At 71.0% G+C, this 21403-nt stretch carries 23 protein-coding genes; 20 read left to right on the forward strand and 3 right to left on the reverse strand.

Annotation, left to right across the window (positions count from 1 at the left end):
* The first annotated feature begins 10 nt into the window (after window positions 1-10).
* The 16 genes from ABD330_RS03220 (at window position 11) to ABD330_RS03295 (ending at window position 13757) form a co-directional block, all read left to right on the forward strand.
* Window positions 11-1321 (forward strand): MraY family glycosyltransferase, encoded by a 1311-nt coding sequence (locus ABD330_RS03220; RefSeq protein WP_344460384.1) that lies wholly within the window; start codon window positions 11-13, stop codon window positions 1319-1321.
* A 295-nt stretch (window positions 1322-1616) separates the two neighbouring features.
* Window positions 1617-2054 carry a Cg1360 family ATP-synthase-associated protein gene (locus ABD330_RS03225; RefSeq protein WP_486327074.1) on the forward strand — a complete coding sequence of 146 codons (438 nt, stop codon included), beginning with the start codon at window positions 1617-1619 and terminating at the stop codon, window positions 2052-2054.
* 279 nt (window positions 2055-2333) lie between these two features.
* Window positions 2334-3161: a F0F1 ATP synthase subunit A gene (atpB, locus tag ABD330_RS03230; RefSeq protein WP_344460388.1), complete on the forward strand. Its 828-nt coding sequence runs from the start codon at window positions 2334-2336 to the stop codon at window positions 3159-3161.
* Between the two features lie 84 nt (window positions 3162-3245).
* On the forward strand, window positions 3246-3473 hold the full coding sequence (gene atpE / locus ABD330_RS03235; RefSeq protein WP_344460390.1) for an ATP synthase F0 subunit C: 228 nt from the start codon (window positions 3246-3248) through the stop codon (window positions 3471-3473).
* A gap of 44 nt (window positions 3474-3517) precedes the next feature.
* Window positions 3518-4075 carry a F0F1 ATP synthase subunit B gene (locus tag ABD330_RS03240; protein ID WP_344460392.1) on the forward strand — a complete coding sequence of 186 codons (558 nt, stop codon included), beginning with the start codon at window positions 3518-3520 and terminating at the stop codon, window positions 4073-4075.
* Complete coding sequence (locus ABD330_RS03245) at window positions 4072-4887, forward strand: F0F1 ATP synthase subunit delta (RefSeq protein ID WP_344460394.1); 816 nt, start codon at window positions 4072-4074, stop codon at window positions 4885-4887. The genes ABD330_RS03240 and ABD330_RS03245 overlap by 4 nt, the downstream gene beginning before the upstream one ends.
* Before the next feature lie 156 nt (window positions 4888-5043).
* Window positions 5044-6618, forward strand: coding sequence for a F0F1 ATP synthase subunit alpha (atpA, locus tag ABD330_RS03250; protein WP_344460396.1), 1575 nt, complete (start codon window positions 5044-5046; stop codon window positions 6616-6618).
* Between the two features lie 32 nt (window positions 6619-6650).
* Window positions 6651-7559 (forward strand): F0F1 ATP synthase subunit gamma, encoded by a 909-nt coding sequence (locus tag ABD330_RS03255; protein ID WP_344460398.1) that lies wholly within the window; start codon window positions 6651-6653, stop codon window positions 7557-7559.
* 3 nt (window positions 7560-7562) lie between these two features.
* Window positions 7563-9011 (forward strand): F0F1 ATP synthase subunit beta, encoded by a 1449-nt coding sequence (gene atpD, locus ABD330_RS03260; protein ID WP_344460400.1) that lies wholly within the window; start codon window positions 7563-7565, stop codon window positions 9009-9011.
* Window positions 9012-9198: 187 nt separating this feature from the next.
* Window positions 9199-9579: a F0F1 ATP synthase subunit epsilon gene (locus ABD330_RS03265; protein ID WP_344460402.1), complete on the forward strand. Its 381-nt coding sequence runs from the start codon at window positions 9199-9201 to the stop codon at window positions 9577-9579.
* Between the two features lie 145 nt (window positions 9580-9724).
* Window positions 9725-10225 carry a DUF2550 domain-containing protein gene (locus ABD330_RS03270; protein WP_344460404.1) on the forward strand — a complete coding sequence of 167 codons (501 nt, stop codon included), beginning with the start codon at window positions 9725-9727 and terminating at the stop codon, window positions 10223-10225.
* Between the two features lie 228 nt (window positions 10226-10453).
* Entirely contained in the window at window positions 10454-10837 is a 384-nt protein-coding gene (locus tag ABD330_RS03275) for a VOC family protein (protein ID WP_344460406.1), read from the forward strand.
* Window positions 10838-10882: 45 nt separating this feature from the next.
* Window positions 10883-11455, forward strand: coding sequence for a cob(I)yrinic acid a,c-diamide adenosyltransferase (locus ABD330_RS03280; RefSeq protein WP_344460408.1), 573 nt, complete (start codon window positions 10883-10885; stop codon window positions 11453-11455).
* Window positions 11456-11567: 112 nt separating this feature from the next.
* Window positions 11568-11810 (forward strand): hypothetical protein, encoded by a 243-nt coding sequence (locus ABD330_RS03285; protein WP_344460410.1) that lies wholly within the window; start codon window positions 11568-11570, stop codon window positions 11808-11810.
* Window positions 11811-11889: 79 nt separating this feature from the next.
* Window positions 11890-13104, forward strand: a complete 1215-nt coding sequence (locus ABD330_RS03290) for a sensor histidine kinase (protein ID WP_344460412.1) — start codon at window positions 11890-11892, stop codon at window positions 13102-13104.
* On the forward strand, window positions 13101-13757 hold the full coding sequence (locus tag ABD330_RS03295) for a response regulator (protein ID WP_344460414.1): 657 nt from the start codon (window positions 13101-13103) through the stop codon (window positions 13755-13757). Before ABD330_RS03290 ends, ABD330_RS03295 begins: the two co-directional genes overlap by 4 nt.
* A gap of 241 nt (window positions 13758-13998) precedes the next feature.
* Here the strand turns inward: ABD330_RS03295 and ABD330_RS03300 are convergent, their stop codons facing one another.
* A complete protein-coding gene (locus tag ABD330_RS03300) occupies window positions 13999-14301 on the reverse strand; it encodes a hypothetical protein (RefSeq protein ID WP_344460416.1) in 303 nt (100 codons plus the stop codon).
* 161 nt (window positions 14302-14462) lie between these two features.
* Between ABD330_RS03300 and ABD330_RS03305 the strand changes: the two genes are divergently transcribed.
* The 3 genes from ABD330_RS03305 (at window position 14463) to ABD330_RS03315 (ending at window position 18361) form a co-directional block, all read left to right on the forward strand.
* Window positions 14463-15329 (forward strand): 3-hydroxyacyl-CoA dehydrogenase family protein, encoded by an 867-nt coding sequence (locus tag ABD330_RS03305; RefSeq protein ID WP_344460418.1) that lies wholly within the window; start codon window positions 14463-14465, stop codon window positions 15327-15329.
* Window positions 15330-15609: 280 nt separating this feature from the next.
* Window positions 15610-15954 (forward strand): STAS domain-containing protein, encoded by a 345-nt coding sequence (locus ABD330_RS03310; protein ID WP_344460420.1) that lies wholly within the window; start codon window positions 15610-15612, stop codon window positions 15952-15954.
* 145 nt (window positions 15955-16099) lie between these two features.
* Window positions 16100-18361 carry an ATP-binding protein gene (locus ABD330_RS03315; RefSeq protein ID WP_344460422.1) on the forward strand — a complete coding sequence of 754 codons (2262 nt, stop codon included), beginning with the start codon at window positions 16100-16102 and terminating at the stop codon, window positions 18359-18361.
* Window positions 18362-18396: 35 nt separating this feature from the next.
* On the opposite strand, the gene nucS is transcribed toward ABD330_RS03315, so the two are convergent.
* Complete coding sequence (gene nucS, locus ABD330_RS03320; protein ID WP_344460424.1) at window positions 18397-19056, reverse strand: endonuclease NucS; 660 nt, start codon at window positions 19054-19056, stop codon at window positions 18397-18399.
* Between the two features lie 543 nt (window positions 19057-19599).
* On the opposite strand from nucS, the gene ABD330_RS03325 reads away from it, so the two are divergent.
* Window positions 19600-19992 (forward strand): SCO5389 family protein, encoded by a 393-nt coding sequence (locus ABD330_RS03325; RefSeq protein WP_344460426.1) that lies wholly within the window; start codon window positions 19600-19602, stop codon window positions 19990-19992.
* 62 nt (window positions 19993-20054) lie between these two features.
* Here ABD330_RS03325 and ABD330_RS03330 read toward each other — a convergent pair whose 3' ends face one another.
* Entirely contained in the window at window positions 20055-21182 is a 1128-nt protein-coding gene (locus ABD330_RS03330) for an LLM class flavin-dependent oxidoreductase (protein ID WP_344460633.1), read from the reverse strand.
* Window positions 21183-21403 lie beyond the last annotated feature (221 nt).

Genomic DNA, 21403 nt, shown 5'->3' on the forward strand with positions numbered 1-21403 from the left:
GAGGCCAGTGGTGCGTGAATATCTGCTGGTGCTCGTCGTCACGGCGGCGGTCACCTACCTGCTGACCGGACCCGTCCGGAAGTTCGCCATCCTGGCGGGTGCGATGCCCCCGGTCCGGGCCCGTGACGTGCACCGTGAACCGACGCCCCGCCTGGGCGGGATCGCGATGTTCGGCGGCCTCTGCGCCGGTCTGCTGGTGGCCTCGCAACTCACGAACCTCGGACGTCTGTTCATCCAGAGCGCGGACGTCAAGGCGCTGCTCTCCGGCGCCGGGATCATGTTCGTGCTCGGCGTGCTGGACGACAAGTGGGGCGTGGACGCCCTGGTGAAGCTCGGCGGCCAGATGATCGCCGCCGGCCTGATGGTCTGGCAGGGCGTGACGGTGATCTCGATCCCCGTCCCCGGCTACGGCTCGGTCGCCGTCACCCCGACCCAGGGCATGATCATCTCGGTCGCCCTGGTGGTGGTGATGGTCAACGCGGTGAACTTCATCGACGGCCTCGACGGCCTGGCGGCCGGCATGGTCTGCATCGCCGCGGTGGCGTTCTTCCTGTACTCGTACCGGCTCTGGTACGGCTACGGCATCAACGACGCGGCCCCGGCCGTGCTGTTCAGCGCGGTGCTGATCGGGATGTGCCTGGGCTTCCTGCCGCACAACCTGCACCCGGCCCGGATCTTCATGGGCGACTCCGGCTCGATGATGCTCGGGCTGATGCTCGCGGTCGCGGCGATCTCCATCACCGGCCGCGTCGACCCCGACCTGATCACCGCGGAGACGGGCTCGAAGACCGCCACCGTGCACGCCCTGGTGCCGATCTACATCCCGCTGCTGCTGCCGCTGACGGTCATCGCGCTGCCGCTGGCCGACCTGCTGCTGGCCGTGGTGCGGCGCACCTGGGCCGGCAAGTCGCCGTTCGCCGCCGACAAGCAGCACCTGCACCACCGGCTGCTGGAGGTCGGGCACTCGCACAGCCGGGCCGTGCTGATCATGTACTTCTGGGCCGCCCTGATCGCCTTCGGCACCGTCGCCGTCTCGATCACCAACACCGCCCGCACCGTGGTGCTGACCTTCTCCGGCCTCTGCCTGGTGGGCATCGTGGTGCTGCTGATGCCGCGCTTCCGCCCGCACGCGCCCCGCGCCGTGCAGGCCTTCGTCCCGCCGCGCTACCGCAAGACGGTCTCCCCGGCGGCGGTGCGGACCCCGGCGGAGAGCCCGGTGGCGGCCGACCTCGCGGAGCTCTCCGCCGAGGACCGGGAGCTGCTCGGACGGCTCGGCACCGGCGCCAGCGCGGTCGGCGGCCGCCGCGACGGCAAGAGCTGACGCTGCGTCAACTGGGCTCGCCCGAACGGCGGCACGGTTGGGCCATCGGTGTGACAGGTGCCACACCTGCATGGTAAAGCTCTAATCAAATAGTTTGTGATACCGTTCACGAGTACCGAGAACACGCCGAAAGACCTGACAGGTGAAGTACTCCAGTCCCTGATCGGTCCCTCGACGGGCTCGCCGTCGAACGGCCGGCCTGCGGCTGTTGTTCTCGGTGTGGTGCACCTGCCGCACCTGCCGCACCCCCTGTGCCGTCCCCCGTCTCTCTCGACATGCCGCCGGAGCTGCCGACATGCCGTCCCACGACGCCCGGATCCCCCTCCGCGGCGCCGCAATCCCCACTGCGGTCGCCGGAGTTGTCGCCGTTGCGATCTCCACTGCACTCGTGGGGACCAAGGGGCTGATCGGCGCGCTGTTCGCGGCAGTGCTGGTGATCCTGTTCTTCGGCTTCGGCCAGGTCGCGCTCGACCGGCTGACCAGGAACAACCCGCAGATGATGATGGCCGCGGGACTGCTGGTGTACACCACCCAGATCCTGCTGGTGGCGGTGGTGTTGGCGCTCTTCAAACACACCACGCTCTTCGACACCAAGGTCTTCGGCTTCACGCTGCTCGGCTGCGTCCTGATCTGGACCGGATTCCAGGTGCGCGCCGCCATGAAGGCGAAGATCTACTACGTGCAGACCGGCTCCTCCGACGACAAGGACTCGAAGCCGGGGCGTCAACCGTGACGCCTCCCGGCTGTCCCCCGCGCGAGGGGGGCGGTGTTTATGCCGCCCTGACGGACTGCTATCGTCCGTCGCAACAACGAAGTACGGGAAGAGGCCAGGTCTCGTCGAGTGGTGGACACATACCACCCGGACGGATCGCCCCCCGGACTCGTGCAGTCTTCGAAGATCCCGCGGCAGCAAGTGGAGCCGCGCAGGGTCAGCGAGATCCCCAACTAGTTCCAGTGCCGCACCGTGGCCGCAGGCCACGCCGACACACCGAGGTTGCCGTAACCATGCGTCATGACGAAGGAGTCTGTGGTGGGTGCTGACGTAACGCGCGTCGCCGAGGCCGGGTGCCACCTGAACTCCGGCTGCGGCTTCCCGGCCCCCGGCCTGAACGAGTTCGACTTCAAGCCGATGTTCACGGTCGGCGGTGTCGACTTCACCAAGCCGATGCTGCTGTCGATTATCTGCGCCTTGCTGGTCGTCGGGTTCTTCTGGGCCGCGTTCGCCAAGCCGAAGCTGCTCCCGGGCAAGCTCCAGCTGGTCGGCGAGATCGGCTACGACTTCGTGAAGCGCAGCATCGTGCTGGAGACCATCGGCAAAAAGGGCGAGAAGTACGTCCCGATGCTGGTCTCGATGTTCTTCTTCGTGTGGATCATGAACATCATGTCCATCATCCCGTTCGCCCAGTTCCCGGTGATGTCGAGGATCGCCTTCCCGGTGGGCCTCGCGGCGATCGTGTGGATCACGTACATGACGCTGACGTTCAAGAAGCACGGCTTCGTGGGCGGACTGAAGAACCTCTGCTGGCCGTCGGGCATCCCCGGCTGGGTCATGTTCATCCTGGTGCCGATCGAGTTCTTCTCGAACATCTTCGTGCGCCCCTTCACGCTCGCGGTCCGAGCCTTCGCGAACATGTTCGCCGGCCACCTGCTGATCGTGGTCTTCTCCGTCGCTTCCTGGTACCTGCTCAGCCCGAGCATCGGCGCCCTGTACGGCTCGGTCTCGTTCGTGGTCGCCGTCGCGCTGACCGCCTTCGAGCTGCTGGTCCAGTTCCTGCAGGCGTACATCTTCGTGATGCTCGCCAGCAGCTACATCGCCGGTGCTCTCGAAGAGGCGCACTGAGCCCTGCGGCCTCCCCGGCTGCACCCCCGAAACTCCCGGTGGCCAACCACCACCGGTTCTCCATCCCGCAAAGGATTAGCTGAGATGTCCTCTCTCGCTGCGGTCTCCGGTTCCGTCGCTTCCATCGGCTACGGCCTCGCTGCGATCGGCCCCGGCATCGGTGTTGGTCTGATCTTCGGCAACGGTGTGCAGGCCATGGCCCGTCAGCCCGAGGCTGCCGGCCTGATCCGCTCCAACATGTTCATCGGCTTCGCGCTGACCGAGGCGCTCGCGCTCATCGGCATCGTCATGCCGTTTGTGTACGGCAAGTAAGTCCGGCACACACCGGTAGCCCCTTTTCGACGAAAGGTTCAGATATGAGCCCCGAGGTCTTGATTGCGGCAGAGGAGCAGATGAACCCGCTTCTCCCCGCATGGCCCGAGGTCATCATCGGCCTGCTCTGCTTCTTCATCGTCTTCGGCATCCTCGGCAAGAAGCTCCTGCCCAGCATCGAGAAGGTGCTGTCGGAGCGCCGGGACGCCATCGAAGGCGGCATGGAGCGCGCGGAGACTGCTCAGGCCGAGGCCCAGGCCCTGCTTGAGCAGTACCGTGCCGAGCTTGCCGAGGCACGTCACGAGGCCGCTCGGATCACCGAGCACGCCCGTGAGCAGGGCGCTGCCCTGATCGGCGAGATGCGCGAGGAGGGCCAGCGTCAGCGCGAGGCCATCGTCGCCGCAGGTCACGCCCAGATCGAGGCGGACAAGAAGCAGGCGACTGCCGCCCTGCGCCAGGACGTGGGTTCGCTCGCTTCGCAGCTGGCCTCCCGCATCGTGGGTGAGTCCCTTGAGGACTCCGCCCGGCAGAGCGGTGTCATCGACCGCTTCCTGGACGACCTGGAGGCCAAGGCCGCCGTTGCCCAGGGTGCGTCGAAGTGATCGGCGCCAGCCGTGAGGCACTGGCCGCCGGCCGCGAGAACCTCGACAGCCTGACCGACAACACCTCGGTGGACTCGGCCAAGCTGGCCCAGGAGCTCGCTGCCGTCACCGACCTGCTGGACCGCGAGGTCTCGCTGCGCCGCGTACTGACCGACCCCTCGCGGTCCGGTCAGGACAAGGCCCAGCTGGCCGCCTCGCTGCTGGCCGGCCAGGTCTCCGGCGAGACGGTCGACCTGGTCTCCGGTCTGGTGCGGGCCCGCTGGTCGGGTGCGCGTGACCTGGTGGACTCGGTCGAGCAGCTCGCCGCGTACGCCGAGGTCATCGCCGCCGACAAGGCCGGTGTGCTGGACGACGTCGAGGACGAGCTGTTCCGCTTCGGCCGGATCGTCAGCGGCTCGCACGACCTGCGCGCCGCGCTGACCGAGCCCAAGGCGGGTACGGCCGGCAAGACCGCGCTGATCGCCAAGCTGCTCGGCGGCCGGGTCAACGCCGGCACCGCGCGCCTGGTCACCTCGCTGGTCACCAAGCCGCGTGGTCGTAGCCTGGAACAGGGCCTGGAGTCCTACTCCAAGCTCGCCGCCGCCCGGCGGGACCGCGTGGTGGCCCTGGTCACCACCGCAGTGCCGCTGTCGGACAGCCAGAAGGAGCGCCTCAGCGGCGCTCTGGGCCGGCTCTACGGGCGCCACGTGCACCTGAACATCGACATCGACCCCGCGGTCGTCGGCGGTCTTCGGGTGCAGATCGGTGACGAGATCATCGACGGCACCGTGTCGAGCCGCCTGGAAGGCGCTCGTCAGGCCCTCGAAGGCTGAACATCTCGGAAACATCCGACCCTCGGTCGGGCGCCGGTTCCCCTCAGGAGCCGGTAAATCGTACGGCCGGTTCGGCAACGACCCGGCCGAGAGTCGAATACTTGCGGCCCTCAATGGCGGGCCGAGGATCGCAAACTAGGAGAGCAGGGAAGCCTGATGGCGGAGCTTACGATCCGTCCGGAGGAGATCCGGGACGCGCTGGCCGACTTTGTCCAGTCGTACCAGCCGGACGCCGCCTCGCGTGAAGAGGTCGGCACGGTCACTGAGGCGATGGACGGTATCGCCAAGGTCGAGGGCCTGCCCTCGGTCATGGCCAACGAGCTGCTGAAGTTCGAGGACGGCACCCTCGGCCTCGCGCTGAACCTCGACACCCGCGAGATCGGTGTCGTCATCCTCGGTGAGTTCTCGGGGATCGAAGAGGGCCAGACGGTGCACCGCACCGGCGAGGTCCTCTCGGTACCGGTCGGCGAGGGCTACCTCGGCCGTGTCGTGGACCCGCTGGGCAACCCGATCGACGGCCTGGGCGACATCGCCTCGCACGCCCGTCGTGCCCTGGAGCTGCAGGCCCCCGGTGTCATGGTCCGCAAGTCGGTCCACGAGCCGATGCAGACCGGCATCAAGGCCATCGACGCGATGACCCCGATCGGCCGCGGCCAGCGCCAGCTGATCATCGGCGACCGCCAGACCGGCAAGACCGCGGTGGCCGTCGACACGATCATCAACCAGCGTGACAACTGGCGCTCCGGCGACCCGAAGAAGCAGGTCCGCTGCATCTACGTCGCCATCGGCCAGAAGGGCTCCACCATCGCCTCGGTGCGTGGCGCCCTGGAGGAGGCCGGCGCGCTGGAGTACACCACGATCGTGGCCGCTCCCGCCTCGGACCCCGCGGGCTTCAAGTACCTCGCCCCGTACACCGGCTCGGCCATCGGCCAGGAGTGGATGTACGACGGCAAGCACGTCCTCATCATCTTCGACGACCTGTCGAAGCAGGCCGAGGCGTACCGCTCCGTGTCGCTGCTGCTGCGCCGTCCGCCGGGCCGCGAGGCCTACCCGGGTGACGTCTTCTACCTGCACTCCCGCCTGCTGGAGCGCTGCGCGAAGCTCTCCGACGAGCTGGGCGCGGGCTCGATGACCGGTCTGCCGATCATCGAGACCAAGGCGAACGACGTCTCGGCGTACATCCCGACCAACGTCATCTCCATCACCGACGGCCAGTGCTTCCTGGAGTCCGACCTGTTCAACGCCGGCATCCGCCCGGCCGTGAACGTCGGTATCTCGGTCTCCCGCGTCGGTGGCTCGGCCCAGATCAAGGCGATGAAGTCGGTCGCCGGCCGTCTGCGTCTGGACCTCGCCCAGTACCGCGAGCTGGAGGCGTTCGCCGCCTTCGGTTCCGACCTGGACGCGGCCTCGAAGGCCCAGCTGGAGCGCGGTGCGCGCATGGTCGAGCTGCTGAAGCAGGGCCAGTACCAGCCGTTCCCGGTCGAGGAGCAGGTCGTCTCCATCTGGGCCGGCACCACCGGCAAGCTGGACGACGTCCCGGTGGCGGACATCCGCCGCTTCGAGCGCGAGTTCCTGGACAACCTGCGCATCGAGCACAAGAACCTGCTGGCCGCGATCGTGGAGACCTCCAAGCTGGAGGACGGCACGATCGACGCGCTGACCGAGGCGATCAAGGCCTTCAAGCTGGGCTTCACCACCGCCGACGGCAAGCTGCTCGGCGAGCAGGCCTGAGTCCGGTAGCGAGGGAAAGGACGTAACGACCCATGGGAGCACAGCTTCGGGTCTACAAGCGCCGGATCCGCTCTGTCACCGCGACGAAGAAGATCACCAAGGCGATGGAGATGATCTCCGCGTCGCGCATCGTCAAGGCGCAGCGCGCGGTGGCCGCCTCCACCCCGTACGCCGACGAGCTGACGCGGGCGGTGACGGCGGTGGCCACCCGGTCCAACGCCAAGCACCCGCTCACCACCGAGAACCCGCAGGCCAAGACGGCCGCAGTCCTGCTGATCACGGCGGACCGCGGCCTGGCCGGCGGCTACTCCACCAACGCCATCAAGCAGGCGACCGCGCTCTCCGCCCGTCTGCGGGCCGAGGGCAAGGACGTGGTGACGTACATCGTCGGCCGCAAGGGTGTCCAGTACTACGGCTTCCGCAACCTCACCGTTGCGGCGTCGTGGACGGGCTTCTCGGACAAGCCGACGTACGGTGACGCCAAGCTCGTCGCGAGCACGCTCATCGAGGCGTTCACGACGGAGGCGGTCGACGAGCTGCACCTGGTCTCCACCAAGTTCGAGTCCATGCTGACTCAGACCGCCGTGGACGCCCGGCTGCTGCCGCTGAAGCTGGACGAGGTCCAGCTCAGCGACGAGTCGGCGGCCAAGCACGAGATCTTCCCGCTGTACGACTTCGAGCCGTCGGCGGAGGGCGTCCTGGACGCGCTCCTGCCCCGGTACGTCGAGAGCCGGATCTACAACGCGCTGCTGCAGTCCGCCGCTTCCGAGCACGCCGCCCGCCGGCGCGCGATGAAGAGCGCGACCGACAACGCGCAGGAACTCATCAAGTCGCTCACGCGGCTTGCCAACTCGGCCCGACAGGCCGAGATCACCCAGGAAATCAGCGAGATCATCGGCGGAGCCAATGCCCTCGCCGACGCTAACGCGGGGAGTGAATAAGACATGACCACCACTGTTGAGCCGACCACGGCGACGGGCCGCGTCGCGCGGGTCATCGGCCCGGTCGTCGACGTGGAGTTCCCCGTCGACGCGATCCCGCACATGTACAACGCGCTCAAGCTGGAGGTCGCCAAGACCGACGGCAGCGAGGGCACCAAGACCATCACCCTCGAGGTCGCCCAGCACCTCGGTGACGGCCTGGTCCGCGGCATCTCGATGCAGCAGACCGACGGCGTCGTCCGCGGCACCCCGGTCACCGACACGGGCAAGGCCATCGAGGTCCCGGTCGGCCAGATCACCAAGGGCAAGGTCTTCAACGCCCTCGGCGAGGTGCTGAACACCGACGCGGCCGAGTTCGAGAAGCAGGTCGAGGTCCGCTGGCCGATCCACCGCAAGGCTCCTGAGTTCAAGGACCTTGAGTCGAAGACCGAGATGTTCGAGACCGGCATCAAGGTCATCGACCTCCTCACCCCGTACGTGACCGGTGGAAAGATCGGTCTGTTCGGTGGTGCCGGTGTCGGTAAGACCGTCCTCATCCAGGAGATGATCTACCGCGTCGCCGAGAACTTCGGTGGTGTGTCGGTCTTCGCCGGTGTCGGCGAGCGCACCCGTGAGGGCAACGACCTCATCCACGAGATGGTCGACTCGGGCGTTCTGGACAAGACCGCGCTGGTCTTCGGCCAGATGGACGAGCCGCCGGGCACCCGCCTGCGCGTCGCCCTGTCCGCTCTGACGATGGCGGAGTACTTCCGTGACGTCGAGCAGCAGGACGTCCTGCTCTTCATCGACAACATCTTCCGGTTCACCCAGGCCGGTTCCGAGGTGTCGACCCTGCTCGGCCGGATGCCCTCCGCGGTGGGTTACCAGCCGAACCTGGCCGACGAGATGGGCCTCCTCCAGGAGCGCATCACCTCGACCCGCGGTCACTCGATCACCTCGATGCAGGCGATCTACGTCCCCGCGGACGACCTGACCGACCCGGCCCCGGCGACCACCTTCGCCCACCTCGACGCGACGACGGTTCTGTCCCGTCCGATCTCCGAGAAGGGCATCTACCCGGCCGTCGACCCGCTGGACTCCACGTCCCGCATCCTGGACCCGCGCTACATCGCGCAGGACCACTACGACACGGCCATCCGTATCAAGGGGATCCTGCAGAAGTACAAGGACCTCCAGGACATCATCGCGATCCTCGGTATCGACGAGCTGGGCGAGGAGGACAAGCTCACCGTCCACCGTGCCCGTCGCGTCGAGCGCTTCCTCTCGCAGAACACCTACGTGGCGAAGCAGTTCACCGGTGTCGAGGGCTCGACCGTGCCGCTCTCGGAGACCATCGAGGCCTTCAACCGCATTGCTGACGGCAAGTACGACTCCGTTCCGGAGCAGGCCTTCTTCATGTGCGGTGGCATCGAGGACCTCGAGAAGAACGCCGCCGAGCTGGCGAAGAAGTAGTCGAGCCGGCTGATGGCTGACTGACCGTGAGGGGTGGTCCCCGACCCTGGGGACCACCCCTCACGGCTCGGACGAGCTGTGATTCCGGTCATCTCCGTGCCGCTGGTTTCATCACCGGGGCACGGGCCCGTTATTCTTACCGCAACCGCCGAGTCATCCGGCGGTCGCAAGAGCCTAGGAGCCCACGTTGGCTGAGCTGCACGTCGAGCTGGTCGCAGCCGACCGCAAGGTGTGGTCCGGTGCGGCCACCATCGTTGTCGCCCGTACGGCCTCCGGTGACACCGGCATCATGCCGGGCCACACCCCGGTGCTGAGCGTGCTGGAGTCCGGCCCGGTCACCATCCGCACCACCGACGGCGGCACCGTCGTCGCGGCGGTGCACGGTGGCTTCATCTCCTTCGCCGACAACAAGCTGTCTCTGCTCGCGGAGATCGCCGAGCTGGCGGACGAGATCGACATCGCCCGCGCGGAGCGCGCGCTCGAACTCGCGAAGAGCGAGCTGGACGCGCACGCCGAGCGCCGCGCCGAGGTCCGCCTCGTCGCCGTCGGGCGCCGCAAGGCCGCCTGAACGACAGACTCGGTTCAAACCGGGTCGACCGACGGTCCCGGGGACGCGAGAGCGTGACCCCGGGACTGTCGTATCAGTTGGTAGGACAGCGCGGTCGTTGATACGACCGATCGGGGAACGCAGGTCAGCGAGGAGGTCGGTGAGCATGGTCCTCGCCCTTGTGGTGTGCGCGGCGGTCGTGGCGCTCGGAGTGGCGGGCCTGGTGGCCTTCGCGGTACGCCGGCGCGTGATCCAGCGCGTCGGCGGTACGTTCGACTGCAGCTACCGGCTCAAAATGCCGGCCGACGCCTCCACCGAGCCAGACCTCGACGAGAACGGCAAACCCACCTCAGCCCCGGTCCCCGTGACCGACGGCAAGGGGTGGGTTTTTGGTATCGGCCGCTACAGCGGCGACTCGATCGAGTGGTTCCGGGTCTTCTCCTACGCCCCGCGCCCCCGGAAGGTCCTCCCGCGCCGGGAGATCGAGGTGCTCGGCCGCCGCTACCCGGAGGGGCAGGAGGAGCTCGCCCTGCTCTCCGGCTCGGTCGTCCTGCGCTGCCTCCACAACGGCGCCCCTCTGGAGCTCGCCATGAGCGACGACGCCCTCACCGGCTTCCTCGCCTGGCTGGAGGCCGCACCCCCCGGGCAGAGGGTCAACGTCGCGTAGCGACGAGACCCTCGGGGTGGGGGTCCCCCCGCCCGGAGGTGGGGGAGGTCAACGTCGCGTAGCGACGAGACCCTCGGGGTGGGGGTCCCCCCGCCCGGAGGGTGGGGGAGGTCAACGTCGCGTAGCGGCTGTCCCTCGGGCAGGGTCCGGCGCCGCCGGCCGGGTTGCCCGCTCCCGGCCACGGGACGAGGCTGGTCCCAGGGGGCACTCTCCCGAGGAGGCCGGCCGATGCTCACACAGGCCAGGGCGATGACGATGCTCCCCACCGCCGATGTGGGGCGGTCCAGGGGCTGGTACGAGGAGAAGCTCGGGCTGACCCCGGTCGAGGAGACCGAGGGCGCGAACTTCTACCAGCTGGACGACGGCTCCCGGTTCGGGCTGTACCCGACGCCGAACACCAGCCGTGGCGGGCACACTCAGCTGGCCCTCGTGGTCGCGGACGTCGCCGCGGAGGTGGCCGGGCTGCGGGCCCGGGGCGTGGTCTTCGAGGAGTACGACTTCCCGGGGCTGAAGACCGTCGACGGGATCGCCGCGATGTCCGGCGGGCGGGCCGCCGCGTGGTTCAAGGACTGCGAGGGCAACATGATCGGGATGGTCCAGTTCGCGGCCTGACGGTGCCCGGGTCCGCCGCGCGCGGGACCTACTAGGCTGCGGCCCATGGTCAATCTCACGCGCATCTACACCCGTACCGGCGATGACGGCACCACCGCGCTCGGTGACATGAGCCGCACGACCAAGACCGACCCCCGGCTGGCCGCCTACGCCGACACCAACGAGGCGAACGCGGCGATCGGGGTGGCGATCGCCGCCGGGGCGCTGCCCGAGGACGTCTCGGCCGTGCTGACCCGGATCCAGAACGACCTGTTCGACGTGGGCGCGGACCTCGCCACCCCGGTGGTCGAGGACCCGAAGTACCCGCCGCTGCGCGTGCTCCAGACCTACATCGACCGGCTGGAGACCGACTGCGACCACTACCTGGAGCAGCTGGAGAAGCTGCGCAGCTTCATCCTCCCCGGCGGCACCCCCGGCGCCGCGTACCTGCACCTGGCCTGCACGGTCGTCCGCCGCGCCGAGCGGTCCACCTGGGCGGCGATCGACGAGCACGGGGACAGCGTCAACCCGCTGACCGCCAAGTACCTGAACCGGCTCTCCGACCTGCTGTTCATCCTGGCCCGGGCGGCGAACAAGGAGCGCGGCGACGTGCTCTGGGTGCCGGGCGAGAACCGCTGAGCGCCCGGACGTCCGGGCCCGGGTGCTGCGGGGGCGTCCCCGGCCGGGCGGCCGGAGAATGGGGGGACCGGGATCTTCCGGCCCGGCACCCCCAGCCGTGGAGGCGATCGAGGTGGAACTCAAGGACGACAGGCCGACCGCGCACGGACTCCTGACCGGACTGCTCAACGTCCCGGGATCCGTGCTGGTGACCTTGGTGGCGCTGTCGGTCGGCCTCGCACTGGTCGCCGCCCAGCCGCTGCCCCTGCTCGCACTGATCATCTTCAGCGTGGTGTGGGCGGCCACGCTGGTTGCCGTGATCGGGCGGGTGGCGGGCGGGATGGAACACCGCAGGCACGACATGGTCGCGCACTGAACCTCCTGCGACCTTCGATGTAGGGCCACTCCTCCGGCCGGTGCACGCGGCACCGGCCGGAGGGTGATGAGATGGGCCCGTGCTCAAGATCAGTCTCAGCCCGCGCCAGGAGGACCGGACCATCGCCCTCGCCGGGCTGTGCGGCGGCCTGCTGCTGACCTCCTTCGGGGCCTACGACCGCACCGCCGCCCCGGCCTGGGTCACGCTGCTGCCGCTCGCCGGGATGGCCGGCCTGGAACTCCTGCGCCGGACCCGGACGATCTGGGCCGTCAGCCTGGGCGGGCTGTTCTTCGCGGCGAACCTGGTCGCCGGGTCGAACCTGGCGACCGTGGTGATGTACACCGACCTGCTCTACGCCGGGGTGCTCTACGGCTCCCGCCGGATGTCGACCATCCTGCACGTCACCGGTGGCGCGTCCACGCTGGCGCTCAGCACGGTGGCGCTGACGTACGGCACCGTCGGCCGGGCGCTGCTGGTGGCCGGGTTCGCCGCGCTGGTCTTCGTCGTACCGGTCTTCACGGCCGACCTGCTGCGCGAGCACCGCGAACGGGCCGACACCGAGCGCCTGCGAGCCGAGCAGACCGCGCTGCTGGCCGAACTGGACCGCCGGGAGGCGGTGGTCGAGGAGCGCGCCAGAATGGCCCGCGAGCTGCACGACGTGGTCGCCAACCACCTCTCGGCGATCGCCATCCACGCCACCGGGGCCCAGTCGCTGGCCCGGCGCCAGCAGCGTGGCGCGGACGACCCGCTGCTGGCCGCGATGGCGGTGATCCGGGAGAACAGCGTGCAGGGGCTGGCCGAGATGCGCCGCATGATCGGCCTGCTGCGGGCCCGGGACGAGACCTCGTACGAGGCGCCCAACCTGGACGCGCTGGACACCCTGCTGGCCCAGGTCGGTGCGGCCGGTACGGCGGCCGGGCTGGTCTTCGAGGCGGCCGAGGACGGCGAACGCGGCGGGCTGTCCGTCCCGGTGGAGCTGGCGGCCTACCGGATCGTGCAGGAGTCGCTCACCAACGCGCTCAAGTACGCCGCCCCCGGCACCGTCCGGCTGGGGCTGACGTACTGTCCGGAGCGGGTCGAGATCGCCGTCGACAGCCCGTACCGGACCTCCGGCGGGGCCTCCCTGCCCGGGGCGCGGTACGGGCTGGTGGGCATGGGGGAGCGGGCAGGACTGCTGGGCGGCAGCTTCGAGGCCGGGCCCGACGGCGAGCGCTGGCGGGTGCGGGCGGTGCTGCCGCGCGAGTCGGAGACGGTGCAGGAGGCGAACGTGACGAGGACGAGGGAGGGGTCGTGACGATCAGGGTGCTGGTGGCCGAGGACCAGGCCGCCGTGCGGGCCGCGCTGGTGATGATCCTGCGCAGCGAACCCGGCATCGAGGTGGTCGGCGAAGCGGGCGACGGCGAGCAGGCCGTCCGGCTGGCGGCCGAGCTGCGGCCGGACGTGGTGCTGATGGACGTGCAGATGCCCCGGCTGGACGGGGTCTCGGCGACCCGCCAGGTGGTCGCCGCCGGGACGGCCCAGGTGCTGGTGCTCACCACCTTCGACCACGACGAGTACGTCTACGGCGCGCTGCGGGCCGGTGCGGCCGGCTTCCTGCTCAAGGACCTCGAAGCGGACAGCCTGATCGAGGCCATCCGCACGGTCGCCCGCGGCGACGGCATGCTCGCCCCCTCCGTCACCCGGCGGCTGATCAGCACCTTCGCCCGCCCCGACCGGCCCGACCAGCCCCGCGCCCGCGCCGCGGTGGACGGGCTGACGCCCCGTGAGCGCGAGGTGCTCGGCTGCCTCGGCGCGGGGCTCTCCAACGGCGAGATCTCCCGCCGCCTCGAGATGGCCGAGGCCACCACCAAGACCCACGTGAGCCGGATCCTGGCGAAGCTGGGACTGCGGAGCCGCGTGCAGGCGGCGATCCTCGCCCAGGACCTCGGCCTGATCGCGCAGCCCTGAGAGTTCCCCTCCCGGGGGGCTTTCGGAACGGGGAGCCCACCAGGAGCGACCGTTCAGGAGCGGGTACCTCCCAGGAGCGACCGTTCAGGAGCGGGTACCCCCAGGGGCGCGGGGAACTGCGCGACCAGGGCACAACGTCCGTGCACGGTTGCGCGCGCAGTTCCCCGCGCCCCTGTTGTGGTTGCCCGTGTGCGTACGGTTCGGCTGCGCCCCTGGTGTGGTTGCCCGTGTGCGGACGGTCTCAGCGACGTAGAGCGTCTTTCGCGGTCTGTTCGTCCTCGGGCCAGACCATCAGCCGGAGGCCCTCGTTGGTGGGGGCCAGGGTGTACCGCAGGCCCGCCGCCGCGAGGAGCCCGGCGAGCCGTTCGGCCTCGGCGCGGTCGGTGGGGGAGGCGACCGGGACGAGCAGTCCGTACTCGTCCGGCTCGCCCGGGCGCGGCTCACGGGCGATCAGGGACTTGCCGGTGCCGTACGTCCAGCGCAGCAGCAGGATCAGCAGGCCCACCACCGCGAAGGGGGCCAGCAGCAGGACCAGGGCGCGCACGGTTCACCTTCCGGTCGTTCTCCGGTCGGGCGCAGATCACACCGCACAATCACACCACGGAGCGTCCCCGGGTATTAGAGTCCGGCGCGTGAGCGGCGCGGCTTTCGGGGGGTGATCCCTGCCCTGAGCCGCCTTCAGGACACCACCCGGGAGACCCAGCCATGACCGACGCAACACCCCAGCAGATCGCCGTGATCGGTGCCGGACTGATGGGAGCAGGCATCGCCCAGGTCTCGGCCCAGGCCGGCCACCCGGTGGTGCTGCGGGACGTCACCGAGGCCGCGCTGCAGCGCGGCCTGGACGGTATCCGCGCCAGCTACGCGAAGTTCGTGTCCAAGGGCAAGCTGACCGCCGAGGAGGCGGAGGCGGCGCTGGGCCGGATCACCACCACCACCGACCTGGGCGCGGTGGCCGAGGCCGACATCGTGGTCGAGGCGGTGTTCGAGCAGCTGGAGGTCAAGGAGGCGGTCTTCCGCGAGCTGGACAAGATCGCCAAGGACGGCGCCGTGCTGGCCTCCAACACCTCCGCCATCCCGATCACCCGGATCGCCGCCGTGACGGAGCGGCCCGAGTCCGTGGTCGGCGTCCACTTCTTCTCGCCGGTGCCGATGATGAAGCTGGTCGAGCTGGTCCGGGGCTACAAGACCAGCGACCACGCGCTCGCGGTGGCCCGCCGGTTCGCCGAGGGGGTGGGCAAGGAGGTGGTCGTGGTCAACCGTGACGTGGCCGGTTTCGTCACCACCCGCCTGATCACCGCGCTGGTGGTCGAGGCCGCGAAGCTGTACGAGTCGGGTGTCGCGACCGCCGAGGACATCGACACCGCCTGCCGTCTCGGCTTCGGCCACGCGATGGGCCCGCTGCAGACCGCCGACCTGACCGGCGTCGACATCCTGCTGCACGCCGCGCACAACATCTACGCGGAGACCAAGGACGAGAAGTTCGCCGCCCCCGAGATCATGGCCCGCATGGTCACGGCCGGCGACCTGGGCCGCAAGAGCGGCCGTGGATTCTACCCGTACGAGAAGTAGCGGCGGGCCCGTCGGCGGGCGGTCTGGTGAGTTTGCTCACCAAGCCGCCCGCAGACGGGTGATTTGGGCGGTAATCGAGCGTGGGTATGGGGCCTGACTGCGTATATTCCCTCGGACGAGTGAAGTTCGGTCGGATCTGTCAGGGGAACAGCAACCTGCGCGGCCGGTTCACCGTCAAGACGTAGGGGGAGTCGCCCGGCGTGGCCCCCGGAGCGCGGCGCCAGGCGCCCGCCCGGGACGGAGCCCCGGTAGCTCGGTCCCGCAAGCGGAGGAGGAGAGTGTGCGCATCACCGGCGACCACGGCGGCCTGGCCATCCAAGGCCGCCTCGACGTCCGCACCGCCGCCGACGCCCGGACCAGGCTGCACCTGGCGGTCGACGGCGGCCAGGGGGACCTGGTGCTCGACCTGTCCGCCCTGGAGTCCTGGGACGCCACCGGCCTGGGCGTGATCATGGGCACCCACCGCCGGGCCGGCCGGCTCGGCCGGCGCCTGGTGCTGCGCGGCGTTCCGGCCCAGTTGCAGCGCCTGCTGGTCGCCACCCGGCTGCACCGCATCCTCGCGGTCGAGGGCACCGTCCCCGACCCGTACGGCACCACCCTGCCGATGGTCGCCCCCTTCCTCTGAGACACCCGCCGGGACAGCGGGGCACCGCACACCCCGCACACCCACCGGCCCGGGCCCCCGGGGTAGTGGGTGCTGCCACGGGTGTGCGAGAGTCTGCGCTCAGGAACCGGCCGCAGGACGCGGCCTCGCACGGGCGGAGCGGAACGTGGCACAGCCATCCGGTGACTTCCGGCAGGACGGGCTCCGCCCCCGCAACGGTGAGATGGTCGCGGGCGAACTGCTGCTCACCGTCGGCGGACCGGACGGCTCCGAGGCCCGGCCCTGTCCGGACGAGTGGCGGCCCGACCCGCGCCGGACCGGCAGCCGCCGGACCGCCCGGACGGCCCCCGGGCTCGGCCCCGGCGGCCCCGCCGTCGGCCCGCTGGCGCTGGGCAGTGCGCCCGCCGACCTGCCGCTGCTCGACCGTGAGGCCGACGTCGCCCAGCTGCTCGGGCTGCTCGCCGAAGGGCGGTCCGTCCGCCTGGTCGGGCAGGCCGGATCGGGGCGCAGCACGCTGCTCGCCGCCGCCGCCGAGGCCGCCGCCGAGCTCGCCCCGGACGGTGTCGTCCGGCTGAGCGGCCACCGCCGGACGGCCCAGGACCTGTTGCAGGACCTCTTCGCGGCCACCCACCAGGCGCCCGGCTTCCGCCCGGACACCCGCGCGCTCCCCGGCCTGCTCGCGGGCCTGCGGTCGGTGGTGGCGATCGACGACGTCGAGCCGGCCGGCGCGGAGCTGGAGGAGCTGCTCGCCACCGCCCCCGACTGCGTCTTCCTGCTGTCCGTCGCGACGGACGCCCCGCAGCCTGCGGCCGGCTCGCGGCTGACGGACCATCCGGTGGCCGGGCTCTCCCGCCCCGCCTGCCTCTCCCTGACCGCGCGCCTGGCGGGCCGTCAGCTCGACCCCGCCGAGCGGGCCTGGGCGGTCGACCTCTGGTTCGAGTCCGAGGGCCTGCCGCTGCGCTTCGTCCAGGCGGCGGCGCTGCTGCGGCAGCGCGATGTCGCGGTGGACGCCCTGGTCGCCGCGCAGGAGGACCGCACCAGCGTCTTCGGGCTGGTCAAGGAGATCGAACTGCCGGACGACCCGGCCGTGCTGGAGGGCGAGCTGCGCGCCTCGGTACCGCTGCCGTCGGTGGCGGAGAGCGCGGCACCCGCCGTACGGCTCGCGGAGGGGCTCAGCGAGTCCGCCCAGGCCGTGCTGCGGCTTGCGCTGGCGCTGGGCGGCGAGTGCCCGACCGCGCCGCACCTGCCGGCGCTGATCGACGTGGGCCTCGGCGAGAGCGCGCTGCAGGAGCTCTCCGACTGCGGGCTCGCCGTCTCGATCGGCGGCCACCACCGGCTCACGGCGGGCGTGCGGGAGCTGCTGGCGCCGCACTGGGAGCCCGGCGAGATCGCCTACGGAGCGGCCCAGCACTTCTCCTGGTGGGTCGGGCACGGCTCGGTGAGCGTGGAGCAGATCGCCGCCGAGGCCGAGGTGGTGATCGGCGCGCTGATCGCCGACCGGGACGCCGGGCGCCCGCAGGCGGTCCTGCGGCTGGCCCGGGCGGCGGCCCCCGCGCTGGCGCTGTCGCTGCGCTGGGGGGCCTGGGAGCGGGTTCTGCAGCTGGGCCTGGAGGCCGCCCGGTCGCTCGGCTCCAGTGTCGACGAGGCCTGGTTCCACCACGAGACCGGGGTGCTGGCGCTCTGTCAGCGCAGCTCCGAGCGGGCCACCGCCGAACTGGGCGCGGCCGTCGCGCTGCGGGCGGCGCTCGGCGAGCCGCGCGGCAGCGCGGGCGCCCGGCGGATGCTGGACCTACTGCGGGCCGACGCCAGGCAGCTGATGCCGGCGCCCTCCGAAGCGCCCGTGCCGGGCCGGCGGCCCGTCATGCGGGCCATCGCGCAGGTGCCGTTCCGGTTCCGGACGATGCCCGGCGCGCCGGGCGGCAGGCGGCGCACCGCGATGGCCGCCACGGCGGCGGTCCTGGCGCTCGGCGTGCTCGGAACGGCGGTCGGGCTGAGCCTGGCCGGGCCGAAGCCGACGGGCGGCAGCCCGTCGCAGCCCGGTGGCGGCGGCTCGGACGACGGTTCGCTGGGCGGCGGTGCGTACCTCGGCACCTCGCCGAGCGCGCGGCCGAGCCCGAGCACGAGTGCCGCCCCGGCCGGCTCGCCCACCACCCCGGCCGCCTCCTCGGCGAGTGCGGGCGAGAGCGCCGCGCACGTGAGCCACAAGCCCGCTCCGAGCCGCTCCGCGACGACGAGTGACGCCCCGTCGGACACCCCGACCCAGCAGGCGCCGCCGCAGCCCTCGACCCCGCCGGCCCCGGTGCCGTCGACCAGCAGGTCGAGTTCCGCGCCGCCGTCATCGTCGAGCAGCCCCACCAGCACCCCGCCGACCGGCACCCCGACGACGACCCCGAGCGGGAGCCCCAGCAGCGCCAGCCCCCCCGCGTAGCGGCCGGGCGGGCCGGTGTGGCCCGCGGCGGTGGTTCAGAACAGCTTGAGCTTGTCGTCGTCGATCCCGCGCAGCTCGTCGTAGTCGAGCACCACGCAGCCGATGCCCCGGTCGGTCGCCAGGACCCGGGCCTGCGGCTTGATCTCCTGGGCGGCGAAGACGCCCTTGACCGGGGCGAGCAGCGGGTCGCGGTTGAGCAGCTCCAGGTAGCGGGTGAGCTGCTCGACGCCGTCGATCTCGCCGCGCCGCTTGATCTCGATGGCGACGGTCGCGCCGTCGGAGTCGCGGCAGAGGATGTCGACGGGGCCGATCGCGGTGGGGTACTCGCGTCTGATCAGCGACCAGCCGGCTCCGAGCACCTCCATCCGGTCGGCGAGCAGCTCCTGGAGATGGGCCTCGACGCCGTCCTTGATCAGTCCGGGGTCGACCCCGAGCTCGTGCGAGGAGTCGTGCAGCACCTCCTCCAGCGTGATGATCAGCTTCTCGCCGGCCTTGTTGGTGACCGTCCAGGTGCCGTCCGCCTGCTTGAGCGTGCAGGGCGGGGACATCCAGTTGAGCGGCTTGTAGGCGCGGTCGTCCGCATGAATGCTGACGCTCCCGTCGGCCTTCACCAGGATCAGGCGAGTGGCGGACGGGAGATGGGCGGAGAGTCGACCGGCATAGTCGACTGAGCAACGGGCAATTACGAGACGCACGGTCGACCACGCTAACCCACCGGGGCCAGTTGATGCGATTCCGCGACGGCCGGGTGAAGAAACGGGGGACGCGGCGAACCATGGAGGACGGACACCCCGCGCTGTAGCCCGTTACGGCACCAGCCGGACGGGCCCGGGGAATCCGCTCAACGGGGATGGAGATCTGAGATGAACGATCCGACGGGATCCGGCCAATCTGGTGGTTCGAGCGGCTATTCCGCCGTGAAGCGGCGCATTCGCCGACCGCACTGAGCGATGGGCTGTCACGCTGTGGTGAGCGGTCGTCGCTCCACCCGGTGACGCCGCCGTGGCACCGGCATGCCGTGCCAACGTGTGTCCGCCTGCCCTCCGGCAGGCCCCGAGTCCTTCTCCGTACCTTCCTCCGCACCTTCGGAGGCAGCGCCGCACGGGTGCTCCACGGCCCGTCCGAGCGCCGGCCCGGCACCACCCGCGCGAAGCTCTGAGCACGGCACGGCACCATCCGAACCAACCGCACGACCACCCCGGCGGGCCGCGCCCGGGTGGACCGCGAGAGGAGAACCCATGTCGCTCGACGTCTCACCGGCCCTGCTGGAGAAGGCCGAGAGAGGAGAGGTCGACGAGAGGGAGTTCGTCGACTGCGTCCGCACCTCCCTGCCGTACGCCTGGGAGCTGGTCAGCTCCCTGGTCGCCCAATTGAAGGTCGACGGCACCGATTTCGCCGACAACCAGGTACCGCCGCCCAGCGAGCAGGCCCGTGGCCAGCTGCTGCGTGCGATGGCCAGCGACGCGATCCGGGGGGCCCTGCAGCGGCACTTCGGCGTGCGGCTGGCGTTCCAGAACTGCCACCGGGTCGCGGTGTTCACGCCGTCCGAGGACACCGTGGAGCGCTACAACCGCTTCACGTCCGTCCGGGCCCAGCTGCTGAACCAGTCCGACGAACTGCGGGACTGCTGACGCAGGCGTGACCTGTGGGGCCGTCCCGGGCGTTCCGGGACGGCCCTTCCGGCTGTCCGCGCTCAGCCGAGCTGCGGCAGCACCTCGGCGCCGAGGCGGGCGATGTTCTCCAGCGTCGCCGCGCGGTCGCCCGACCCCTCGCTGAGCAGCGCGAAGCGGCGGATGCCGGTGCGCTCGGCGGTGGCCAGCAGCCGGTCCGCGCACTGCCGGGGCGTGCCGACGGCGTGCAGGTCGCAGAGCAGCTCGGTGTACTCGTGCGGGTCGCGCATCCGGCGCTCCCGGCCGTCCACCGTGCGGTGCGCGCCGAGCCCGTACTCGAACCAGCCCGGCATCGCCCGCAGCAGGCTGGCCCGGGCGTCCGCGGTGCGGTCGTCGACCTGTGCCACCCCGGCGGCCACGTGCTCCCGCTCGACCCGGGCGAGCTGCTCCTCACCGCGGCCGCAGGCCCGCCAGGCGGCCCGGTAGGCGGCGAGCATCTGCTGCTTGTCCTCGTCCCCCGAGTGCATGCCCAGCAGCATCGGCAGCCCGCGCTCGGCCGCCAGCCGGACGCCGCCCGGCGAGGTGCAGGCGGCGATCACCGGCGGCCCGGTCCGGCCCGGTGCCGGCACGCCGTCCCGCCGCTGCCGGGGGAAGCGGCGCCCGGCGCCCGGCTCGCGCTCCAGCCCGAGCCAGCCCGCCAGGTCGCCGCGCCGGGCGGGCTCGGTCGCCCGTGGCACCACGGCGACCTCGGGGAAGTTGAACTGCGGCCCGTCGGCCCCGGCCCGGGAGCCGCGCAGCCAGCGCAGCAGCAGGTCGAGCCGCTCCGCGAAGCCGCTCTCGTACGCGGCCAGCCCGGTGCCGAAGACGTCCAGGTCGATCCACGGCCCGCCCCGGCCGACCCCCAGGGTGAACCGCCCGCCCGAGGTCAGGTGCAGCAGCGCCGCCTGCTCGCCGAGCGAGACCGGGTGCGCGGTGGAGAGCACACTGACCGCCGTACCGACCCCGATCCGCCGGGTGCGGCCCAGCAGCAGCGCCGCGAGGGTCGCCGCGTCGGGGCAGACGCCGTACGGGACGAAGTGGTGCTCCGCCAGCCACACGCTGTCCAGGCCGGCCCGTTCGGCCGCGTCGGCCGAGCTGACGGTGCGTTCCAGGGCCTCGGCATGGCTCTGGCCGGGGAACTGCGCGGACAGCAGGAACGCGCCGACCAGGATCGAGTCGGTGGCCGCGGCCGGTCCGTCGGTGCGCTTCACCGAAGTACTGCGGGCAGTGTCGATACGGGCAGCGGCGACCGGCCTGGGGGCACCCCCGGCCGGAGGCTGGGGGAGTGTGTCGGGTCGCGGGCTGGTCTTGGTCATCGGATGGCCTCCTCGGGTGCCGCAGGGTCTGCGAGCCCCGCCTTGTCACCTCGTGAGTAACCGATGTCATGTGCCAA

The organism is Kitasatospora kazusensis (assembly GCF_039529945.1).
Taxonomy (GTDB): Bacteria; Actinomycetota; Actinomycetes; order Streptomycetales; family Streptomycetaceae; genus Kitasatospora; species Kitasatospora kazusensis.

What these genes read in the sequence shown, in the direction of transcription:
- ABD330_RS03225 (WP_486327074.1), top strand. Translation starts at nt 1,617, where the DNA reads ATGCCGTCCCACGACGCCCGGATCCCCCTCCGCGGCGCCGCAATCCCC.
- atpB (WP_344460388.1), top strand. Translation starts at nt 2,334, where the DNA reads ATGACGAAGGAGTCTGTGGTGGGTGCTGACGTAACGCGCGTCGCCGAG.
- atpE (WP_344460390.1), top strand. Translation starts at nt 3,246, where the DNA reads ATGTCCTCTCTCGCTGCGGTCTCCGGTTCCGTCGCTTCCATCGGCTAC.
- ABD330_RS03240 (WP_344460392.1), top strand. Translation starts at nt 3,518, where the DNA reads ATGAGCCCCGAGGTCTTGATTGCGGCAGAGGAGCAGATGAACCCGCTT.
- atpA (WP_344460396.1), top strand. Translation starts at nt 5,044, where the DNA reads ATGGCGGAGCTTACGATCCGTCCGGAGGAGATCCGGGACGCGCTGGCC.
- ABD330_RS03255 (WP_344460398.1), top strand. Translation starts at nt 6,651, where the DNA reads ATGGGAGCACAGCTTCGGGTCTACAAGCGCCGGATCCGCTCTGTCACC.
- atpD (WP_344460400.1), top strand. Translation starts at nt 7,563, where the DNA reads ATGACCACCACTGTTGAGCCGACCACGGCGACGGGCCGCGTCGCGCGG.
- ABD330_RS03270 (WP_344460404.1), top strand. Translation starts at nt 9,725, where the DNA reads ATGGTCCTCGCCCTTGTGGTGTGCGCGGCGGTCGTGGCGCTCGGAGTG.
- ABD330_RS03275 (WP_344460406.1), top strand. Translation starts at nt 10,454, where the DNA reads ATGCTCACACAGGCCAGGGCGATGACGATGCTCCCCACCGCCGATGTG.
- ABD330_RS03280 (WP_344460408.1), top strand. Translation starts at nt 10,883, where the DNA reads ATGGTCAATCTCACGCGCATCTACACCCGTACCGGCGATGACGGCACC.
- ABD330_RS03305 (WP_344460418.1), top strand. Translation starts at nt 14,463, where the DNA reads ATGACCGACGCAACACCCCAGCAGATCGCCGTGATCGGTGCCGGACTG.
- ABD330_RS03325 (WP_344460426.1), top strand. Translation starts at nt 19,600, where the DNA reads ATGTCGCTCGACGTCTCACCGGCCCTGCTGGAGAAGGCCGAGAGAGGA.